The sequence below is a fragment of the Nannocystis punicea genome (assembly GCF_026965555.1).
GTDB classification, from domain to species: domain Bacteria; phylum Myxococcota_A; class Polyangia; order Nannocystales; family Nannocystaceae; genus Nannocystis; species Nannocystis punicea.
On record NZ_CP114040.1, the window covers coordinates 2,998,697 to 3,013,788 of the forward strand.

Genomic DNA, 15,092 nt, shown 5'->3' on the forward strand with positions numbered 1-15,092 from the left:
GCCGCGGGACGACGACCTGTGGCACGATCGCGGGCCGGGCGTGAGCGAGGTCGTCGAATTCTCGTGCGGGTCGTGCGGCTCGCAGATCCAGGTCGAGGCCCACCTGCGGACCGCGACCTGCCCGTACTGCGCGTCGCCGGCGGTGGTCGAGCGGCCGCGGGAGGCCGGGCGGCCGCAGCCGGACTTCGTGCTCGCGTTCATCGTCCCGCACGAGCAGGCGCTGGCGGCGGCCCGGCGCTGGGTGAGGCGGGCCTGGCTCGCCCCGGAGGCGTTCCGCAAGGCCAAGGTCGACGCCATCCGCGGGATCTACGTGCCCTCGTACCTGTTCTCGGCGGCGGCCCACGCGGAGTACACCGCCCGCATCGGCGAGAACTACACGGTGACCTACACGACCACGGACTCGAAGGGCCGCACGGTCACGCGCACGCGCACGGAGACCGAGTGGCACACGCTCGCGGGGAGCTACTCGGCCTATGTCAGCGACGTCGTCGTCACGGCCTCGCGGGGGATCGGCAACCACGAGCTCGAGGGGGTCGAGCCGTTCGACCTGCGCGCGCTCCACCGCTATTCGCCGCGCCTGCTCTCCGGGTGGATCGCCGAGGAGGCGTCGATGACGGCCGAGGTGTGCCGCGAGCTCGCGGTCGCCGAGGCGATGGCCGAGGTTCAGCGGCGCATCATGACGATCCTGCCCGGCGACCGGCAGTCGGACCTCCAGGTCAGCGCCCGCCTCGCCGACATCGCCCAGATCCTGATGCTCGCGCCGGTGTGGGTGCTGCCGGTCCGCTTCGCCGACGACCGCGTGGTCCGCCTGCTGGTCAACGGCCAGACCGGCAAGGTGTTCGGCAAGCCGCCGCGCTCGTGGGTGAAGATCGGCGCGCTGGTCCTCTTGAGCGTCGGCCTCGTCGTCGGGGGGGTGCTGCTTGCCCAGCGCTGAGATTGCCGCGACGCCGGCCCGCGCTGCCTGCGGCCGCTGCGAGTCGCCGGTCGAGGCCGGCGATCTCCGCTGTGCGGTGTGCGGGCTGCCGACGCCGGGTGAGGTGTTCGTCGGCGCCGCGACGCACGTCGAGTTCCTCCGCTGCGAGGGCTGCGGCGCGGCGGTGTCCTACGACGTCGAGGTCCGCGCGCCGAAGTGCTCGTTCTGCGGCTCGCAGATGCACGTCGAGCGCCCCGAGGACCCGGTCGAGGAGGCGTCCGCCTACCTGCCGTTCGCGGTCGACGCCGCGGCGGCGGCCGAGGGATTGCGGCGCTGGCTCGGCACCCTCGGCTTCTTCCGCCCGAGCGACCTCCAGGCGGCGGCGACGATCGGCGAGTTGAAGCCGCTGTGGTGGGTCGGCTGGGTGTTCGACGCCGAGGTGCTGGTCAGTTGGGCGGCCGACTCCGAGGTCGGCTCCCGGCGCGCGTCCTGGGCCCCGCACGCCGGCCAGCAGTCGTTGAACCTGCGAAACGTGCTGGTGCCGGCGTCACGCGGCCTGAGCGCTGCGGAGTGCCAGGCGATCGCCCGCGGTTACCGCGTCGACTCGGGCGGCCCGCCGCCGGAGGCCCGCCCGGGCGTGCTGATCGAGCGCTTCGACGTCCAGCGGTCGGCGGCCCGCCGGGCGATCGCCGAGGGGCTCGAGCGGGCCGCGCTGGCGCAGGCGAGCACGTGGGTCCCCGGCAGCCGCCAGCGCAAGCTCTCGGTCGCGGTGCTGCCCAGGCGCCTCGGCTCGCAGCGACTCGCCTTCCCCGCCTACGTGCTCGCTTACCGCTACCGCGACAAGCTCTACCGCGCGGTGGTCAACGGCCAGGACATGGCGGTGGTCACCGGCAAGGCGCCGCTTTCGATCGCGAAGATCGTCCTCGTGATCGTCGGGGGGCTCGCCGCGCTCGCGCTGATCGTCGCCCTGATCGTGGTCCTGGCCAAGTGATGAGAGGGGCCGATCGACGCCTTCGTCGGCGGGCCTTCGAGCGAAAGCGATTCGCGTGACCGTGCTTCCACGACCGGCTGGCGCGGCAGTCGGCGTCGCCGTCTGGTCGATGGCTGACCCCATGTGCACCGAGTTGTCCTCGGCGCCGAGGAGCGCGCTGGGAGCCCCTCTCGACGATATTACCGCCGGGCTGGGAGCGCCGCCAAGCGCTGGGCGGCCGGACGGTGGAGCATCATCATGACAAAGGTGGCAAGCGCGCCAAAGCCGAGTACGCTGCGACCACTGACTTGCGAACGCGCTGAGCAACTGCAGTCCGGGTGAACCCCTCGCCATCCGGAATGATGCTCACTACGAACACGACGCTGGCGGCGGGTGCCAGTAGACATGAAGCAATCAGCAGCCGCAGCCGAGCCCGGCTGGGCCGTGTCAATCGGAACAGCACTCCGGCCGGCACGAGCGCCGCCAGCCCATCGACGGAGAGCGGGGCCACTTACTCCGGACGCAACCACTTCGGCTTCTGCGCCGCCGTCCACCAGGTCTCGAGCCGCGGGACCTCTCACTCGGCCGGGCACGCGTCAATCGCCCGACGTGGCCCTGCGAAGCAGCCACCGGAACACTCGCTCGAACCGGCGGGCTGGCAGCAGGCCGCGCAGCAAGGACAGCACCTGCGCGTCGTTGCCGACCGGGTAGCGCAGGCGCGGGTGCATCGCGGTCGCGGCGTGGGCGATCGCCAGGGCGACCGCGTTCGGGTCGGGATGGCCGCGCTCGAAGCCCTTCTGCATCGTGCGGGTGAGCGCCGAGCAGAGCGCGCGGTACGGCGACGCCGGATCGCCCGCGCGTGTGGTCCAACGCCGCTTCTGCGGGCCGATCAACTCGGTGGCGAACGTGCCCGGCTCGACGATCACGACGTCGATGCCGAACGGCGCGAGCTCGTGGCTGAGCGCCTCCGACAACCCCTCGACCGCGAATTTCGACGCACTGTAGCCCGCGGCCGCTGGCGCACCGATCCGGCCGCTCATCGAGGCGACGTTTACGATCCGGCCGCGGCCCCGTGCTCGCATCTCGGGGATCACCGCGCGGGTCACCGCGCCCAGGCCGAAGAAGTTGGTCTCGAAGAGCGTTCGCAGCTCGACTTCGTCGGTGTCCTCGAACGCCCCGATAAGGCCGATGCCCGCGTTGTTGATCAAGATGTCGACGCCGCCGGCGCGCGCGCGGATGTCGGCGAGGGCCGCCGCGATCGTCGCCGGTCTGGTGACGTCGAGCACGACGACCTCGACCTCGATCCCGGCCGCTCGTGCGGTGGCGTGCAGGGGCGCCTGGCGCGACGGGTCGCGCATACTGGCGAACACCCGCAGACCGCGGCGCGCCAGTTCGACGGCTGTGAGCAGGCCGAAGCCGCTGCTCGCCCCGGTGATGAGGACTACCTCGCCCGACTCATGAGCGCCCGACATGACCACTCTATGACTCGCAGCGCTCGGGCCGTCCATTCGGGCGAGCAACGGCCGACCACCACCGCATGGCGTCCGAACCACCCGTAGAGGCCGCAGCCGCCGGGCTGCGCCGGTGGCTCCGCGGATGTGCAGTGCGCAAGCCCGACATCCTCGGCCTCGAGGAGCCATGATGCCGCGCGCCGTCGGTCGTCGGCTCGCAAGAATGGGACGTTGGTGCCGGCGATCGGCGAGCCGGCGCGGCTGGTCGGCGGGGCGAACTCGGGCCAAGAATGGATCGATGCCGGAGACACCCGTTGGTGCCATCGAGCTCGTGCTCGATTACCTGGTCGGCGAAGGGGTCGAGTACGTATTCGGGGTACCTGGCGGCGCGCTCGTGCCGCTCTACGAGGCGCTCGCGGGCCGTGAGGCGATTCGCCCGGTGCTGACGAAGCACGAGGCGGGCGCTGCCTTCATGGCGGACGGTTACGCTCGCGTCCGCCGCGGCCTCGGCGTCTGCTGCGGCACGACGGGCCCAGGTGCGACGAATGCTCTGACCGGCGTCGCGTGCGCCCACGCCGATTCGATCCCGCTGCTCCTGCTCACCGCACAGGTCTCGACCGCCGGACTCGGCCGCGGAGCCGCCCAGGAGTGCTCGCCGTTCTATGGCGATACCGTCGCTCTCTATACCGCCGTCACGAAGCTGTCGGCCGTCGTCCCCGACGGGACGAAGGCCGGCGAGCTCGTCCGACGTTCGCTGCGCGCTGCGCTCACGGGCCGGACGGGCGCCGTGCACCTGAGCGTCCCCGGCGATGTGGCGCGCGCCCGCGTCCCCCGCGATCTGCGACCGGCGAGCGCCTATCGCCCGCTTTCCCGACCTGTCGACCGCGACGGCGTGCGGCGCGTCGCCGACCTGCTCCGGCGCGCCGAGCGGCCTTGTCTGTTCGCTGGGCACGGCACCAACCTCGCGCACGCAGGGCCCGCGCTGGCACGGCTGAGCGAGCGACACGGCCTTCCCGTCGCCACGACGCCGAAGGCCAAGGGGGTCCTCCGCGAGGACCATCCGCTCGCGCTCGGCGTGTTCGGCTACGGAGGATCGCGGTGGGCGGACCGGTACCTCACGGACCACGACGTCGATGTCCTCGTCGTCGTCGGCAGCAGCCTCGGGGAGCTGGCGACGAACGCGTGGGACCCGAGGCTGCAGCCGACGCGAGCGCTCGTCCAGATCGACGTGGATCCCGAATCGGTCGGGCTTAATTACCGGGTCCAACTCGGCCTCGTCGGCGACGCACGTGCGACCCTCGAGGCGCTCGCTGCCGAGCTGGGCGACGAGCCGCTGCCGTCAGCCGAATCGTCGCGCGTGCGGCTGAGCGTCCTGCGGCGCGCCATGCCGCGCCGCCACGAGGTCGACCGCGCGACCGGGCCCGGTACCGTGCACCCGGTCGATCTCGTCGACGGCGTCGCGCGGGTGATGCCCGCCGATGCGATGCTGTTCGTCGATATCGGCAACTGCATGTCGTGGTTCCTGCACTACCACGAATGCCGCCGGCCCGACAGCTTCTTCATCAGCCTCGGTTGGGCGAGCATGGGCTCGTCGATCGGCATCGCCATCGGCGGTGCAATGGCGGCACCCGGCCGCCGGGCACTCGTCGCGGTCGGTGACGCCGCGTTCGCGATGAGCGGCATGGAGGTCCACACGGCGGTCGAGTACGACGTCCCGGTTACCTTCATCGTCCTCAACGACGGTGGCCACGGGATGGTCGCTCACGGTGACGAGTTGCTGTTCGCCCGGAGTGTCTGCCCTGCCCGGTTTCGTGGTCCCCTCGACGTGCGGCAGATCGCCGAGGGCCTGGGCGCCAGGGCGTTCGCGGCGCGCTCGCCGATCGAGCTCGACCGGGTGCTCGCGGCCGCGCTCGCGGAGCCGGGCCCATCGGTCGTCGACGTGGCGATCGATCCGCGCGTGGTACCGCCGCCGCTGCGCACCCGTGCCGACACTCTCAAGCATTATTTCGCGAGCAGAGGTACCTCTCATACCACAACCACGAGCGACAAATGATGGCAGAGCACGCAGACATCGACACGAACCGGCGGCCCGTGGGGATCCGTTCGCTCGCGCTGGCCGATCCGCGCGGGATCAGGACCAATGCGTTCTGGCATCGCCGCCATCCCGACATGATCGCCGCCTGCGAGGAATGGGCCCTGGCGCGCCTCTACGCGCCCCACCCGTCGAGCCCTGGCGCACGTCTATTCGACGCGACGATGGCCCCGTATCTCGCGGATCCGTTCCGCGGCGCCGTCGCGCGCCGCCTGCTCGCTCCCGGTGAGACGACGCTCGCGCTCGAAGCACGCGCCGGACGAACCGCGGTCGCGGCGGCGGGCCTCGAGCTGCAGGACATCGATCTCCTGATCTGCTGCTCGTTCCTGCCTGAATTCTTCGGCCCCGGCAACGCGGCGTTCCTGTGCGACGAGCTGGGCCTCGGCGGTACTGCCTGGAACCTCGAGTCGACGTGCTCTGGTGCTTTCCAGGCGCTCCGGACGGCCACGAGTTTGATCCGCGCCGGCGAGCACCGCAACGTGCTCGTGGTGGTCTCGTGCACCTACTCGCGCGTGGTCGAGCCGACCGACACACTCGCGTGGAACATCGGCGACGCCGTCGGCGCGTTCGTCGTCGGCGAGCTCGCGCGCGGGGAGGGCGTTCTCGGAGCACACTCGATCCACACCGCGTCGACGTGCGGGAACATCTGGACTGAGATGGTCGCTGGTGCCGGTGGCGAGGCCCAGGTCCGGTTGCGGGTGGGCCCTGATTCGGGACGGACGCTGAGCGAGCACACCGGGCGCTCGATCGTCGCCTGCTGCCGCGGCGCGGCCGAGCGCGCCGGTGTCGCGCTCGAAGCGATCGATCGCTTCATCTTCCCGACGCCGGTCCCGTGGTGCGCCGACCTGGCCTGTCGTTCGCTCGGCGTCGACCGCGTGCGCACAATCTCCATGCACGCCGAATACGCGAACGTGGGACCCGCGCTTCCCCTGGTCAACCTGTTCCACGCGGCGCGCTCCGGGCTGATTCGTCGGGGTGACCTCGTCCTGGTGTCGACCTTCGGCGCGGTCGGCAGTGCCGGCGCGGCCGTGATGCGCTGGGGCGAGGTCGGTCTCGGCCCTGGAAGGGAGAGCGCGGCGGACGTGTCGCTTGATTGAGCGCTTGGGCGCAGTCGCCGCGCGCGAGGCCGAGGCCGCGAAGGGCGGTCTTGATTTTCGACCAGGCGAGCTCGATGGGGTTGAGGTCGGGCGAGTACGGAGGCTGGTAGACGACCGTCGCGCCGCGCGCCTCGATGCGCTCACGGACGCCTGTCGCGGCGCCCGCTGCTCGCCATTATCGAATATGGCCACCTCTTCGCCCTTGCGGAGGGCGGCGTGCTGTTGACGTACAAGGATCGGCGCAGCGCCGACGACGGCTTCACGCCCCGGTCTTGTGCTTGAACACGTACGCCGTCTGGAGCCCCGCGTATGCGTTGGGAAAGCGACCTACGAGCTCGAGGAACGAGGACGTCCAGAATTTCACGTAGGCCTGAGTCATGAAGACCTGATTGTTCGCGCAGAAATAGTCGAACGACCCATCCAGCACGCGCCGACCCTCAGGACTGTGCTCGAGCGCCTTGGCCCTCGCGTGCGATCTTGCCTTGAGCCATGTCAGCGTGTCCTCGTCGTGCAGTGTGATGTACATGAGGCCACGAGGCGACAACACGCGCCTGAGCTCCAGCAACCAGGCGGTGTGTAGCTCGCCGATGTGAGTGAAGATCGATCCGGCGAAGATGAGATCGAAGTGGCCGTCCGCAAAGGGCAGGTGGGGAACCGTCGTCGTCGTCGCGAAGTTGAGCGGCGGACTGAGGTTTTCGGATGCCCACAAGATCTTGTCGGCTTGAATGTCCACGCCCCACATCTCTCGCCCCTCGGCATACGGCATCAACCAACGCAAGAGGCGCGCGTTGGCACAACCGAACTCGAGGACCCGCTTGCACTGGGCCCAGTCGAACCCGCACGAAGCGATCATGCCGAGCAGCGCATCGACGTCCGCCTTGCCGCTTTCCAGGTGCCTCGCGGCCTGCTCGCCGTACTGCATGGCGTCAGCGGGCGGTGCGGGACGCGTCGCAGGATCCTGGGACGCATGGAGCTGGGGGTGGATTGCGAACTCGCGCCGCTCTCCTCCCCGCTGGCTCGCAGCAAACAACATCTGTGGCAGCGGCGCAGCGGACGCCCGGCTGATTTTCTTCAACGCCACGTCGCACTCGGCGACGAGGTCGGCGCGACCACGCTCGGCTGCGATGTCGCGAGCCGACTGCCACCAGTCCCGCCGATCCGGCTTGAGTCGTGCGGCCTTCATGCCGAAGTCGAGCGCCTCCGCCTTCTCTCCCGCGGCAACGAGCAAGCGATGCGCGGTGTGATAGGACGCCGCGGTGTTGGCGGCATCGGGATACAGCGCAAACAGCTCCCGACAATCCGCCAGCGCCTCGGCAGGTCTTTCGAGCCCTTCGAGCGCGATCACGCGCAGGTGCCTCGGCCAGAATGATTTCGGCCAGCGCACGAGCTGCTCGTCGAGAAGCGCCAGCGCTTCGTTGAAATGCCGTTCCTCGATGAGGCGGCGACTCTGTTCGACGGCCTGCTGGATAGGTCTCGCAGGGGCTATGTGAGACTTCGTCATAGGTCGGGGGCATGGTCCTTCGGCGGGACGTCGTCGTCGCGCGGCATACTCGACGACATGGGGGCCGAGCGAGAGCACACTCGCCCGAGCGGCGCGCTGCGAAGCTAGCGCTCCATTAGCACGGTTCGGCTGGGCCGCCCCGCAACCCTTTGGCAAGAAACCGGGCGATGAATCTTGGCCGGGCGGTCAGCGCGAGCGGCCTTCGGCGCAGATTACGCGGGATTGTCGGCGCCGGTGCGCAGGGCCGACCGCCCGGGGGTCGAGGGCCTGCGTCAGGGATGGCGGCGGTCAAAAAGAACCTGGAGAGCTCTGAACGGCCGATGGGTTCTCCATCACACTCGCGATGAGGTGATGTCAGCGCCGGTCGGGATCCGCGTGGATTCAAAGATGAGGGCGGCGGGTCCGCGTAGCAGCTTGGGACGCTCGGTCAGAGGGTGAAGCTGAGATCGTGACCCAACAGATCCCGAAGCTCGCTGCGGAGCGGTGCGTAGTACGCCTGCAGTCGCCGTATCATGTCTTCCGGCGGCTCCGGGTACTCGTTCCCGAAGATCTTCGTCACGTGAAGGCCTGGTGGTACATCGAGTCCGACGAACGCGAACAGGTCACGGAGTAATCCGGCTGGTCGGCGTTCGAGGTCGTGGAAGTCGAGGACCAGAACCTGCTGTCGCGGAAATGCAGCGAGCCACGGTCGAAGGCACTCGGCGTACCTTCCGTAGCGGAGGTAGGCCGATTGATCTACGGCATCGGTGAACTCGGCCTCGGCGAAGACGGCTTCGAGCGAGCGGGACTCGGTGCCTAGCATTTTTGCGTTGTGATAGTAGTGCGAGATCGCGCGTTCGACAGGATCGCGCAACGACACGACGATCCGCACGTGGGGCGCGAACTCGCGAAGCCGCGCCGCACACTCCGGATGGTATGGCGACATGTATCCGGGCGTCCCGTCACCCGCTAGAACACCCGCTGCGAGCGGATGCGCCAGCTTTCCAGCGAAGCACGAGCGGTAGTAGTCGAGGCCGAGATCGAAAGACTCGTTGAAGAAACGGATCTCCTTGGGCATCCGAGGGAGAACCTGCGGGTGTCGCGTGAGAAAATCGTAGAGTGCGGTCGTCCCCGCCTTCATCGCACCGATGATTGCGAAGTCCGGTTTCAGGCGGTCGGTATCCTCCGTCGAGAACGTCGCCTCCCCGCAATCGAACTCGGCGCACGTGTCCGTCGATCCAGAGTCGTCCTCAAGGACGACGGAGATGACCGATGCGTTGCGGATCGCGCTCGTCTGAATCTGGAACGCGAGCCGCGTCTTACATATCGCGCCCGGTTCGACGGAAGCGTCGGCCGAGGTCGGTAGCGAAATCCTCGTGACTTCGTCACCATCGAGTCGGATGGATGCGCGCGTGACGGCGCGCGACGAGAGCACCCGGAGATCGAACCGAAGGTCGGCTGTGGAAATTGGTAGGTGACGCCACGGCCGATCGACCAACACCGAACTCCATCCCTGTCTGGCCGCCGACGACCCTCGAATTCGAAGAATACGCAGCATCTAGAACCTTCCTGTCGAGGACGCGACGGCCGTGTTTGCACTGTCCCGTGGAGCTATCGAACGAGTTGGCCGGTCCCTCCAGAGTGGGTCGTACATAGCTTTTGGTTCGACAGAAACCTTCACGGACTCGACGCAAGTTGCGGCGTCTCGTCGCATCCGATCGACGCCGCATTCGAGCGCTGCGTAGAGGCTCCGCGCGCGAGACGAGAGACCGAGCCAACGATTGGGGTCGGCGCGGATTTCCTCCAGGTTCTCCACGCGCTCGCGGACACCGTGAGGCCGGACCTCCGCGAGCGATTGGTCTTCGGGCAGGTGACGTGAGGTCCGGGCACGTGTCTGGAAGGAGACGGGAACGCACGCGGCGCCAAGAGCCCTCGCTCGCCCCAGATGACTCGAGAGACGGCTGCCAAGTGCCGTCTCGATCACGAGGCTTTCGATCTTTCGCTCGAATTGCCGCAGACCGCGCCGACGCCGGCTCCTTTCGTCGTGAAAGCTGAAGGTGCTTTGTGAAGTGGTCAAACCGGATCAGGCAGAGACAAGGAAAACGGCGTTCGACGCAATTCGAGATCCAGCCGCTCGAAGTCAATCGGACGGAGCGCGGCTCGGGCCCGAGTACGTCGTGTTCGTGCTGCTCGGAATTGACGGAGGTTTACGCCGGGGCGAGGTCCTCGCGCTTCAGTGGTCCGACGTCGAGTTCACGCGCGGCGTCATCGCAGTACGTCACAGCCTCGTGCGTGGTCATGTCGATCTCCCGAAGGGCAGGACTGAAGAAGAGATCGGCATGACCGGCCGACTCATGGGCGCCTTGCGCGGAATCCCGCGAGGGGCCACGTTCGTGCCTGCAATCCGGATGGGCGCCACTTTCAGGAATCGGCGGCGCGTAGGTGCCCGCGAGGATCGCCGAGGCGGCGCGGCGGCGCCAGCCCGCCCGGGGGTTCATGAGCTGTCCATGAGGACATGTCCCCGAGGTCGCTCCGGCAGTGTGCCGGGCACCGGGTGGCGCCGCTATCCTGCACGGCGCTGGCTCGCAGGCCATCGTCGACGTCGATCACATGCAGTCTTCCATGTCGCTGCCGGCGACGCAGAGGCCGATCTTCTCGTCGCACTCCCCGTCGTTCGGCCACGGGCACGGGTCGGCGGGGCCTGGCGCGTCCTTGTTGCCGGCGATCTTGACGGTGCCGGCCACGTCGACGCCCGCGCCCCAGGCGGCCGCGTCGGCCTGCGGCAGGGACGAGTTGAAGAGGATGTTAAGACGGTCGCCGACCTTCGTCAGCGCGGTGAGTCCGGCGACCGATGTGAGGGCCGGGTTGTCGCGGATGTAGAGCTGGCCGTGGACCTCGGTGAGCGCACCGAGGCCCACGAGGTCGACGAGGGCGGCGTTGTTGTAGAGCACCAGCGACTCGGCCGTGACCACCTCGGCGAGATCGCCGAGCGTCGGCAGTGCTTCGTTGTCGGAGATCTCGACCCGGCCCAGCGAGCTGATGCCGCTCAGGCCGGCGAGGTCGACGAGGGCAGGGTTGGAGTGGAGCTCGATGTCGCCGACTTGCTGCAGCGCCGGCAGCGGCCCGAGGGTCGCGATCTCGGTCGACCACACGAAGAGTTCGCGGGCCTCGACCAGCGAGGCGAGGCCCGCGAGGTCGGAGATCGGCAGCGAGTTGAGCAGCAGGCGGTCGACCGACTCGAGCTCGGCGAGCGCGCCGAGGTCGGCGAGCGCGAGGTTCTCCGAGAGGACGAGGCCGATCTCGACGTTCGTCAAGGACTCGAGGCCGACGAGGTCGGTGAGGCCGTTCTTGGTGAGATTGATCGAGACCATATGCTCGACGCCCGTGAGCGCCCCGAGGTCGGTGAGCACCGGGTTGCCGGTCAGGCTCAGCGAGAGGCCGTTCCAGTCGACTGCCTCGAGGCCGGCGAGGCTCTGCAGGTTCGGGTTGTCGTTGGCGCTGAGCTCGACAGTGAGCTCGGTGAGCGCCTCGAGGCCCTGAAGGTCGGTGATGCCGACCTGCTCGAGGTGGATTCTGCTGGTGGCCTCGACGCTGCGCAGGCCCGCGAGGTCGGTGAGCGCGGGCAGGCTGACCAGGACGATGATCCAGACGGTGGTGAGATTGTGCAGGCCCTCGAGCGAGCTCAGGTTCGGCATAAAGCCGAGGTAGAACCCGCCGAGCTCCTGCAGGCCGGACAGCGGCAACAGAGAGGTGAGTCCCGGCATGTGCCCGAGGCGGACGGCGCCACCGATCGACGTGAGGCCCTCGAGGCCGGTGAGCGTCGTCAGCGGCGGCGCCTTGCCGCCGTCCTCCGTCGTGATGGCCAGGTCGAGGTCGATGCGCGTGAGCGCGGCGAGCGGGGCCAGAGACGTCACGTCGTCGTAGATCAAGAGGGAGCCGGTGATGTGCGTGCAGCCGGCGAGGGCCTCGAGGGCGGCCTGGTTATGCACCACGACGTCGCCATCGGGACAGGAGCCGGCGGCGCCGGTGGTGAGGTCCCCGGTGGTCGAGTCACCGGTGGTCGGTTTGCCAGTGGTGGTCTCCGGGGCGCTCGAGCCCGTCGTCGAGCCGGATCCGGTGATGTCGACCGTCGTGTCGGTCGTGCCGTCGTCGTCCAGCGTCGAGGGAACACACCCGCCCAGCAACAGTGACCCGATCAATCCATGGATAAGTCGCATCCGGATACGGTAGCACGGGGCGGGCACGGTGCTCGGCAGTACGGGCGTACGATCGATCGTCGATCACGGTCGGCCAGGACGGTGCCCCAGCGCACGGCTCGTCGAGCTCGCCAAGCCCGGTTCGTCTCTTCGGCGCCATGATCACGATCGGCCTTCGGCGTCTTGGCGCGGCGGATCTCCTCCTCGTGCGGGGTGCCGGCGAATTTCTACGCCTGGAAGTAGTGCTCGCTGGTCGGCCAGCGCTTGCCGCCGAGCCTGAGCGGGAACGGGGCGAAGTTGGACAGCTCGCCGTACGGATCGGGGGGCAGGGAGAACTCGATCGCTTCGGGCCTGGCCGCGCCCGGGAGGAGCGTCGGGGCGGCGCGGGGGCGTCAGCCCGCGCGGGCGTTCATGAGCTGTCCATTGGGACATGTCCTCGAGGTCGCTTCGGTAGTGTGCCGGGCACCGGGCGGCGCTGCTATCCTGCACGACGCTGGGCTCGGCGTCCCCGGACTCGCCGACTCGGCGGATCGTCGACCTCACGCCCCGGGATCGGAGGAGTCCATATGTTCTGGAAGAAGTCGCCGCGGAAGCGGCTCGAGAAGCTGCTCGTCGACGGTGGTACGGCCATGAATGAAGGCGACCTCGACGGGGCCCTCGCGCTCTTCGAGCAGCTCGTCCGCGACGCCGTCGCGGCCAAGGACCAGGTCCTGGAGGCCGCCGGCCTCCAGCGCCGCGGCGTCATCAAGGACCTGCGCGGGGACGCCGTCGGCGCCGAACACGACGTGCGGGCCGCCCTGCAGTTGAACCGCTCGCTCGAGGGCGCCGACGGACCGACCGTCCGCCAGGACCTCTTCACCCTCGGCGTCATCCTGGCCCGCCGGGGCGACAGCCTGGCCGCGGAGGCGCCGTTCCTCGAGAGCGCCCGCATCGCGGGCTTGAACGACCAGGACGCCCACTCACGGGCCCTCCATTACGTCGTCGCCGGTCGCCTGGAGCGCGAGGACCGGGCCGGCGCCCTCGCCCTGCTGTGGGAGGTGCGGCCCGGCGGGGACGGCCCCCGCTGGCTGGTGGGCAGCATGGACGCGCCCATGCTCGTCCAGCTCCTGCTCGAGGATGGCCGGCTCGACGACGCGCTGTCGCTGCTGCCGGAGTGCATGACCGCGCAGAGCTACTGGTCCGCCAAGAGGGGTTTGGGGCGCATCGACGAGGCGACGATGAAGGCCATGGGGCAGGCGACCTTCCTCGTGGCCGTGGTCTGCGCCCGGGGTGCCGCCGCGGCCGGACGGCGCCAGGCGGCCGAAGACATCCTGCTGTTGCTCGAGCATCTGCTCGGCGCCGACGAGGTCGCGCAGCTCCGGGCGGAGCTGTTCGGGTAGCGGGCGGGCACCGCGGCCCGGTCGGGTGCCGTGGAGCTGTCCGTGAGGACATGTCCTCAAGGTAACTTGGGCGACGGCGTGTGACGGCGCTCGCGGCTCTGCGGCAGGGCGGGCGGAGGGCGTTACCTGTTCGTAAGGACAGGTGGCAACGATCACCGCCCGGCCGCGGCGAGCTCGGCGCGCACCCGCATCAGCGCTTCGCCGAGCAGGTTCTTGCCGCGCCACCGGCTCCGGTCGTGGATCCGCGGGTCGTCGGCGCGCAGGCCGACGCCCCACACCCGGTCCAGCGGGCTCGCCTCGACGAGCAGCTTGTCGCCGGTCGCCAGCAGCGCGGCGCGCAGCTCCGGGTCTTGCCCGAACTTGGCCCGGTTGCCGCGCACCACGAGGTCGAGGCACTCGCGGTCCCACACCTCCTGGACGAAGCCGGCGACCGTGCGCCCGAGCGCCTTGTGCTGCCGGGGATCGTCGGTAGCGAGGATCTTCGCCCGCGTCGCGTCGTCGCCGAACAGCCGCGCCTTCTCGGCCATCATGAACTGTTCGGCGCAGCCGTAGGTGACGCCGTCGACCGCGAACCGCGACGGGGTCCACTGCCCGAACACGGCCGGCGGCTGCCAGAACAGCACCATCGTCTCGGTCTCGATCACCTGCGAACCATCGAAGTCGTCGCGCCGCATCGCGCGAGCACCATATCAGCGACCTTCCCGCGCGGTCGACGGTGCGGCGCGACGCGAAGCGCGAAGCCGAGGACGGAGGTGCTGCGGCGGCGGCCCGAGAGAGCGGGCCTTGCCGGCTGCGCCGACGCGGCATCCTCACCTGGGAGGCGGCGCGGAGCCGCGTCCGAACGAGACGGCGGGGGAGGCTCGGCGCGGCCTGCGTGGGATGGCCGCCACGGACAGCGGGTTGCGAGGTGCGCGGGCGGGGGACTACGAGTCGCCGCGACGCTGACGCCGTCGCTCGCGCACCCGCATCCCCGCGGCGGCGACGATGACGAGCGCGAGGGCGATCGGCGGCTCCGGAACGGTCGTGCTCGCCGAGTACCAGCCGGTTCCGCGGTGAACGGCCGCGTCGGCCGGCGGCACGTCCGCGGCGACGAGGAGGTTGACGAGCGCGAGGCTGAGCATGTCCCCAGCGTACTACGCCTCGCGCCGGCGAGCGAGGCGGCAGGTCTGGTCGTGCAGGACGCGGGCAGAGCGAGCCCATCCGGGCCGGGGCTCCTTCGCGCCGCGCGCCGCGGCTACGCCCCGATCCGTGCCGATGAAGCGCGAGGCCGAGGCGGCGCGCGAGGCCGAAGAACCGGCGCAGGCGGCGGAGCGAGCGCTCGCTGCGGCGTGTTGGCGTCGCCGAGATCCCGGTCGGGTTGCGAGAAGGCCGGGGTCGACCTCGCCGATCGCGGTTCCATCCGTGACGGCGGGTCCGCGGTTCTGCGACGGGATCCGCGACGTCGCGGGCGACGGGCTTCGACCTGTCTGAAGGGCCAACCAGGCGCGGCGGCCTCGGCCGGGGGGGGAGTCGGC

General features: G+C 69.6%; 12 protein-coding genes and 2 pseudogenes. 5 read left to right on the top strand and 9 right to left on the bottom strand.

Annotation, left to right across the window (positions count from 1 at the left end):
* Window positions 1–40: 40 nt before the first annotated feature.
* Entirely contained in the window at window positions 41–934 is an 894-nt protein-coding gene (locus O0S08_RS11350) for a TFIIB-type zinc ribbon-containing protein (RefSeq protein ID WP_269039100.1), read from the top strand.
* The gene (locus O0S08_RS11355) at window positions 921–1,904 is read left to right on the top strand and encodes a TFIIB-type zinc ribbon-containing protein (protein WP_269039101.1); all 984 of its coding nucleotides are present in this window, start codon (window positions 921–923) and stop codon (window positions 1,902–1,904) included. Before O0S08_RS11350 ends, O0S08_RS11355 begins: the two co-directional genes overlap by 14 nt.
* 575 nt (window positions 1,905–2,479) lie before the next feature.
* On the opposite strand, the gene O0S08_RS11360 is transcribed toward O0S08_RS11355, so the two are convergent.
* Window positions 2,480–3,391 carry an SDR family oxidoreductase gene (locus tag O0S08_RS11360; protein WP_269039102.1) on the bottom strand — a complete coding sequence of 304 codons (912 nt, stop codon included), beginning with the start codon at window positions 3,389–3,391 and terminating at the stop codon, window positions 2,480–2,482.
* A 241-nt stretch (window positions 3,392–3,632) separates the two neighbouring features.
* Between O0S08_RS11360 and O0S08_RS11365 the strand changes: the two genes are divergently transcribed.
* Window positions 3,633–5,387, top strand: a complete 1,755-nt coding sequence (locus O0S08_RS11365; protein ID WP_269039103.1) for a thiamine pyrophosphate-binding protein — start codon at window positions 3,633–3,635, stop codon at window positions 5,385–5,387.
* Window positions 5,384–6,523, top strand: a complete 1,140-nt coding sequence (locus O0S08_RS11370) for a 3-oxoacyl-ACP synthase III family protein (protein WP_269039104.1) — start codon at window positions 5,384–5,386, stop codon at window positions 6,521–6,523. Before O0S08_RS11365 ends, O0S08_RS11370 begins: the two co-directional genes overlap by 4 nt.
* Before the next feature lie 37 nt (window positions 6,524–6,560).
* On the opposite strand, the pseudogene O0S08_RS11375 reads toward O0S08_RS11370, so the two are convergent.
* The 6 genes and pseudogenes from O0S08_RS11375 to O0S08_RS51535 form a co-directional block, all read right to left on the bottom strand.
* Window positions 6,561–6,674: pseudogene (locus O0S08_RS11375) on the bottom strand (transposase); the annotation flags it as partial.
* 108 nt (window positions 6,675–6,782) lie between these two features.
* Window positions 6,783–8,024 carry a class I SAM-dependent methyltransferase gene (locus O0S08_RS11380; protein ID WP_269039105.1) on the bottom strand — a complete coding sequence of 414 codons (1,242 nt, stop codon included), beginning with the start codon at window positions 8,022–8,024 and terminating at the stop codon, window positions 6,783–6,785.
* A 427-nt stretch (window positions 8,025–8,451) separates the two neighbouring features.
* A complete protein-coding gene (locus O0S08_RS11385; RefSeq protein ID WP_269039106.1) occupies window positions 8,452–9,438 on the bottom strand; it encodes a sulfotransferase family protein in 987 nt (328 codons plus the stop codon).
* Between the two features lie 772 nt (window positions 9,439–10,210).
* Complete coding sequence (locus O0S08_RS11390) at window positions 10,211–10,501, bottom strand: hypothetical protein (protein WP_269039107.1); 291 nt, start codon at window positions 10,499–10,501, stop codon at window positions 10,211–10,213.
* Window positions 10,502–10,609: 108 nt separating this feature from the next.
* Window positions 10,610–12,220 carry a leucine-rich repeat domain-containing protein gene (locus tag O0S08_RS11395; RefSeq protein ID WP_269039108.1) on the bottom strand — a complete coding sequence of 537 codons (1,611 nt, stop codon included), beginning with the start codon at window positions 12,218–12,220 and terminating at the stop codon, window positions 10,610–10,612.
* 209 nt (window positions 12,221–12,429) lie between these two features.
* A pseudogene (locus O0S08_RS51535) lies at window positions 12,430–12,540 on the bottom strand (NADAR family protein); the annotation flags it as partial.
* Window positions 12,541–12,765: 225 nt separating this feature from the next.
* Between O0S08_RS51535 and O0S08_RS11400 the strand changes: the two are divergent.
* Complete coding sequence (locus tag O0S08_RS11400; protein WP_269039109.1) at window positions 12,766–13,578, top strand: hypothetical protein; 813 nt, start codon at window positions 12,766–12,768, stop codon at window positions 13,576–13,578.
* A gap of 152 nt (window positions 13,579–13,730) precedes the next feature.
* Here O0S08_RS11400 and ybiA read toward each other — a convergent pair whose 3' ends face one another.
* Together ybiA and O0S08_RS11410 are read right to left on the bottom strand one after the other, a co-directional pair.
* Window positions 13,731–14,252, bottom strand: a complete 522-nt coding sequence (gene ybiA / locus O0S08_RS11405) for a riboflavin biosynthesis intermediates N-glycosidase (RefSeq protein WP_269039110.1) — start codon at window positions 14,250–14,252, stop codon at window positions 13,731–13,733.
* Between the two features lie 249 nt (window positions 14,253–14,501).
* Complete coding sequence (locus O0S08_RS11410; RefSeq protein ID WP_269039111.1) at window positions 14,502–14,699, bottom strand: hypothetical protein; 198 nt, start codon at window positions 14,697–14,699, stop codon at window positions 14,502–14,504.
* Between the last annotated feature and the right edge of the window lie 393 nt (window positions 14,700–15,092).

What these genes read in the sequence shown, in the direction of transcription:
- ybiA (WP_269039110.1), bottom strand. Translation starts at nt 14,252, where the DNA reads ATGCGGCGCGACGACTTCGATGGTTCGCAGGTGATCGAGACCGAGACG.
- O0S08_RS11390 (WP_269039107.1), bottom strand. Translation starts at nt 10,501, where the DNA reads ATGAACCCCCGGGCGGGCTGGCGCCGCCGCGCCGCCTCGGCGATCCTC.
- O0S08_RS11365 (WP_269039103.1), top strand. Translation starts at nt 3,633, where the DNA reads ATGCCGGAGACACCCGTTGGTGCCATCGAGCTCGTGCTCGATTACCTG.
- O0S08_RS11360 (WP_269039102.1), bottom strand. Translation starts at nt 3,391, where the DNA reads ATGGACGGCCCGAGCGCTGCGAGTCATAGAGTGGTCATGTCGGGCGCT.
- O0S08_RS11395 (WP_269039108.1), bottom strand. Translation starts at nt 12,220, where the DNA reads ATGCGACTTATCCATGGATTGATCGGGTCACTGTTGCTGGGCGGGTGT.
- O0S08_RS11370 (WP_269039104.1), top strand. Translation starts at nt 5,384, where the DNA reads ATGATGGCAGAGCACGCAGACATCGACACGAACCGGCGGCCCGTGGGG.
- O0S08_RS11400 (WP_269039109.1), top strand. Translation starts at nt 12,766, where the DNA reads ATGTTCTGGAAGAAGTCGCCGCGGAAGCGGCTCGAGAAGCTGCTCGTC.
- O0S08_RS11380 (WP_269039105.1), bottom strand. Translation starts at nt 8,024, where the DNA reads ATGACGAAGTCTCACATAGCCCCTGCGAGACCTATCCAGCAGGCCGTC.
- O0S08_RS11410 (WP_269039111.1), bottom strand. Translation starts at nt 14,699, where the DNA reads ATGCTCAGCCTCGCGCTCGTCAACCTCCTCGTCGCCGCGGACGTGCCG.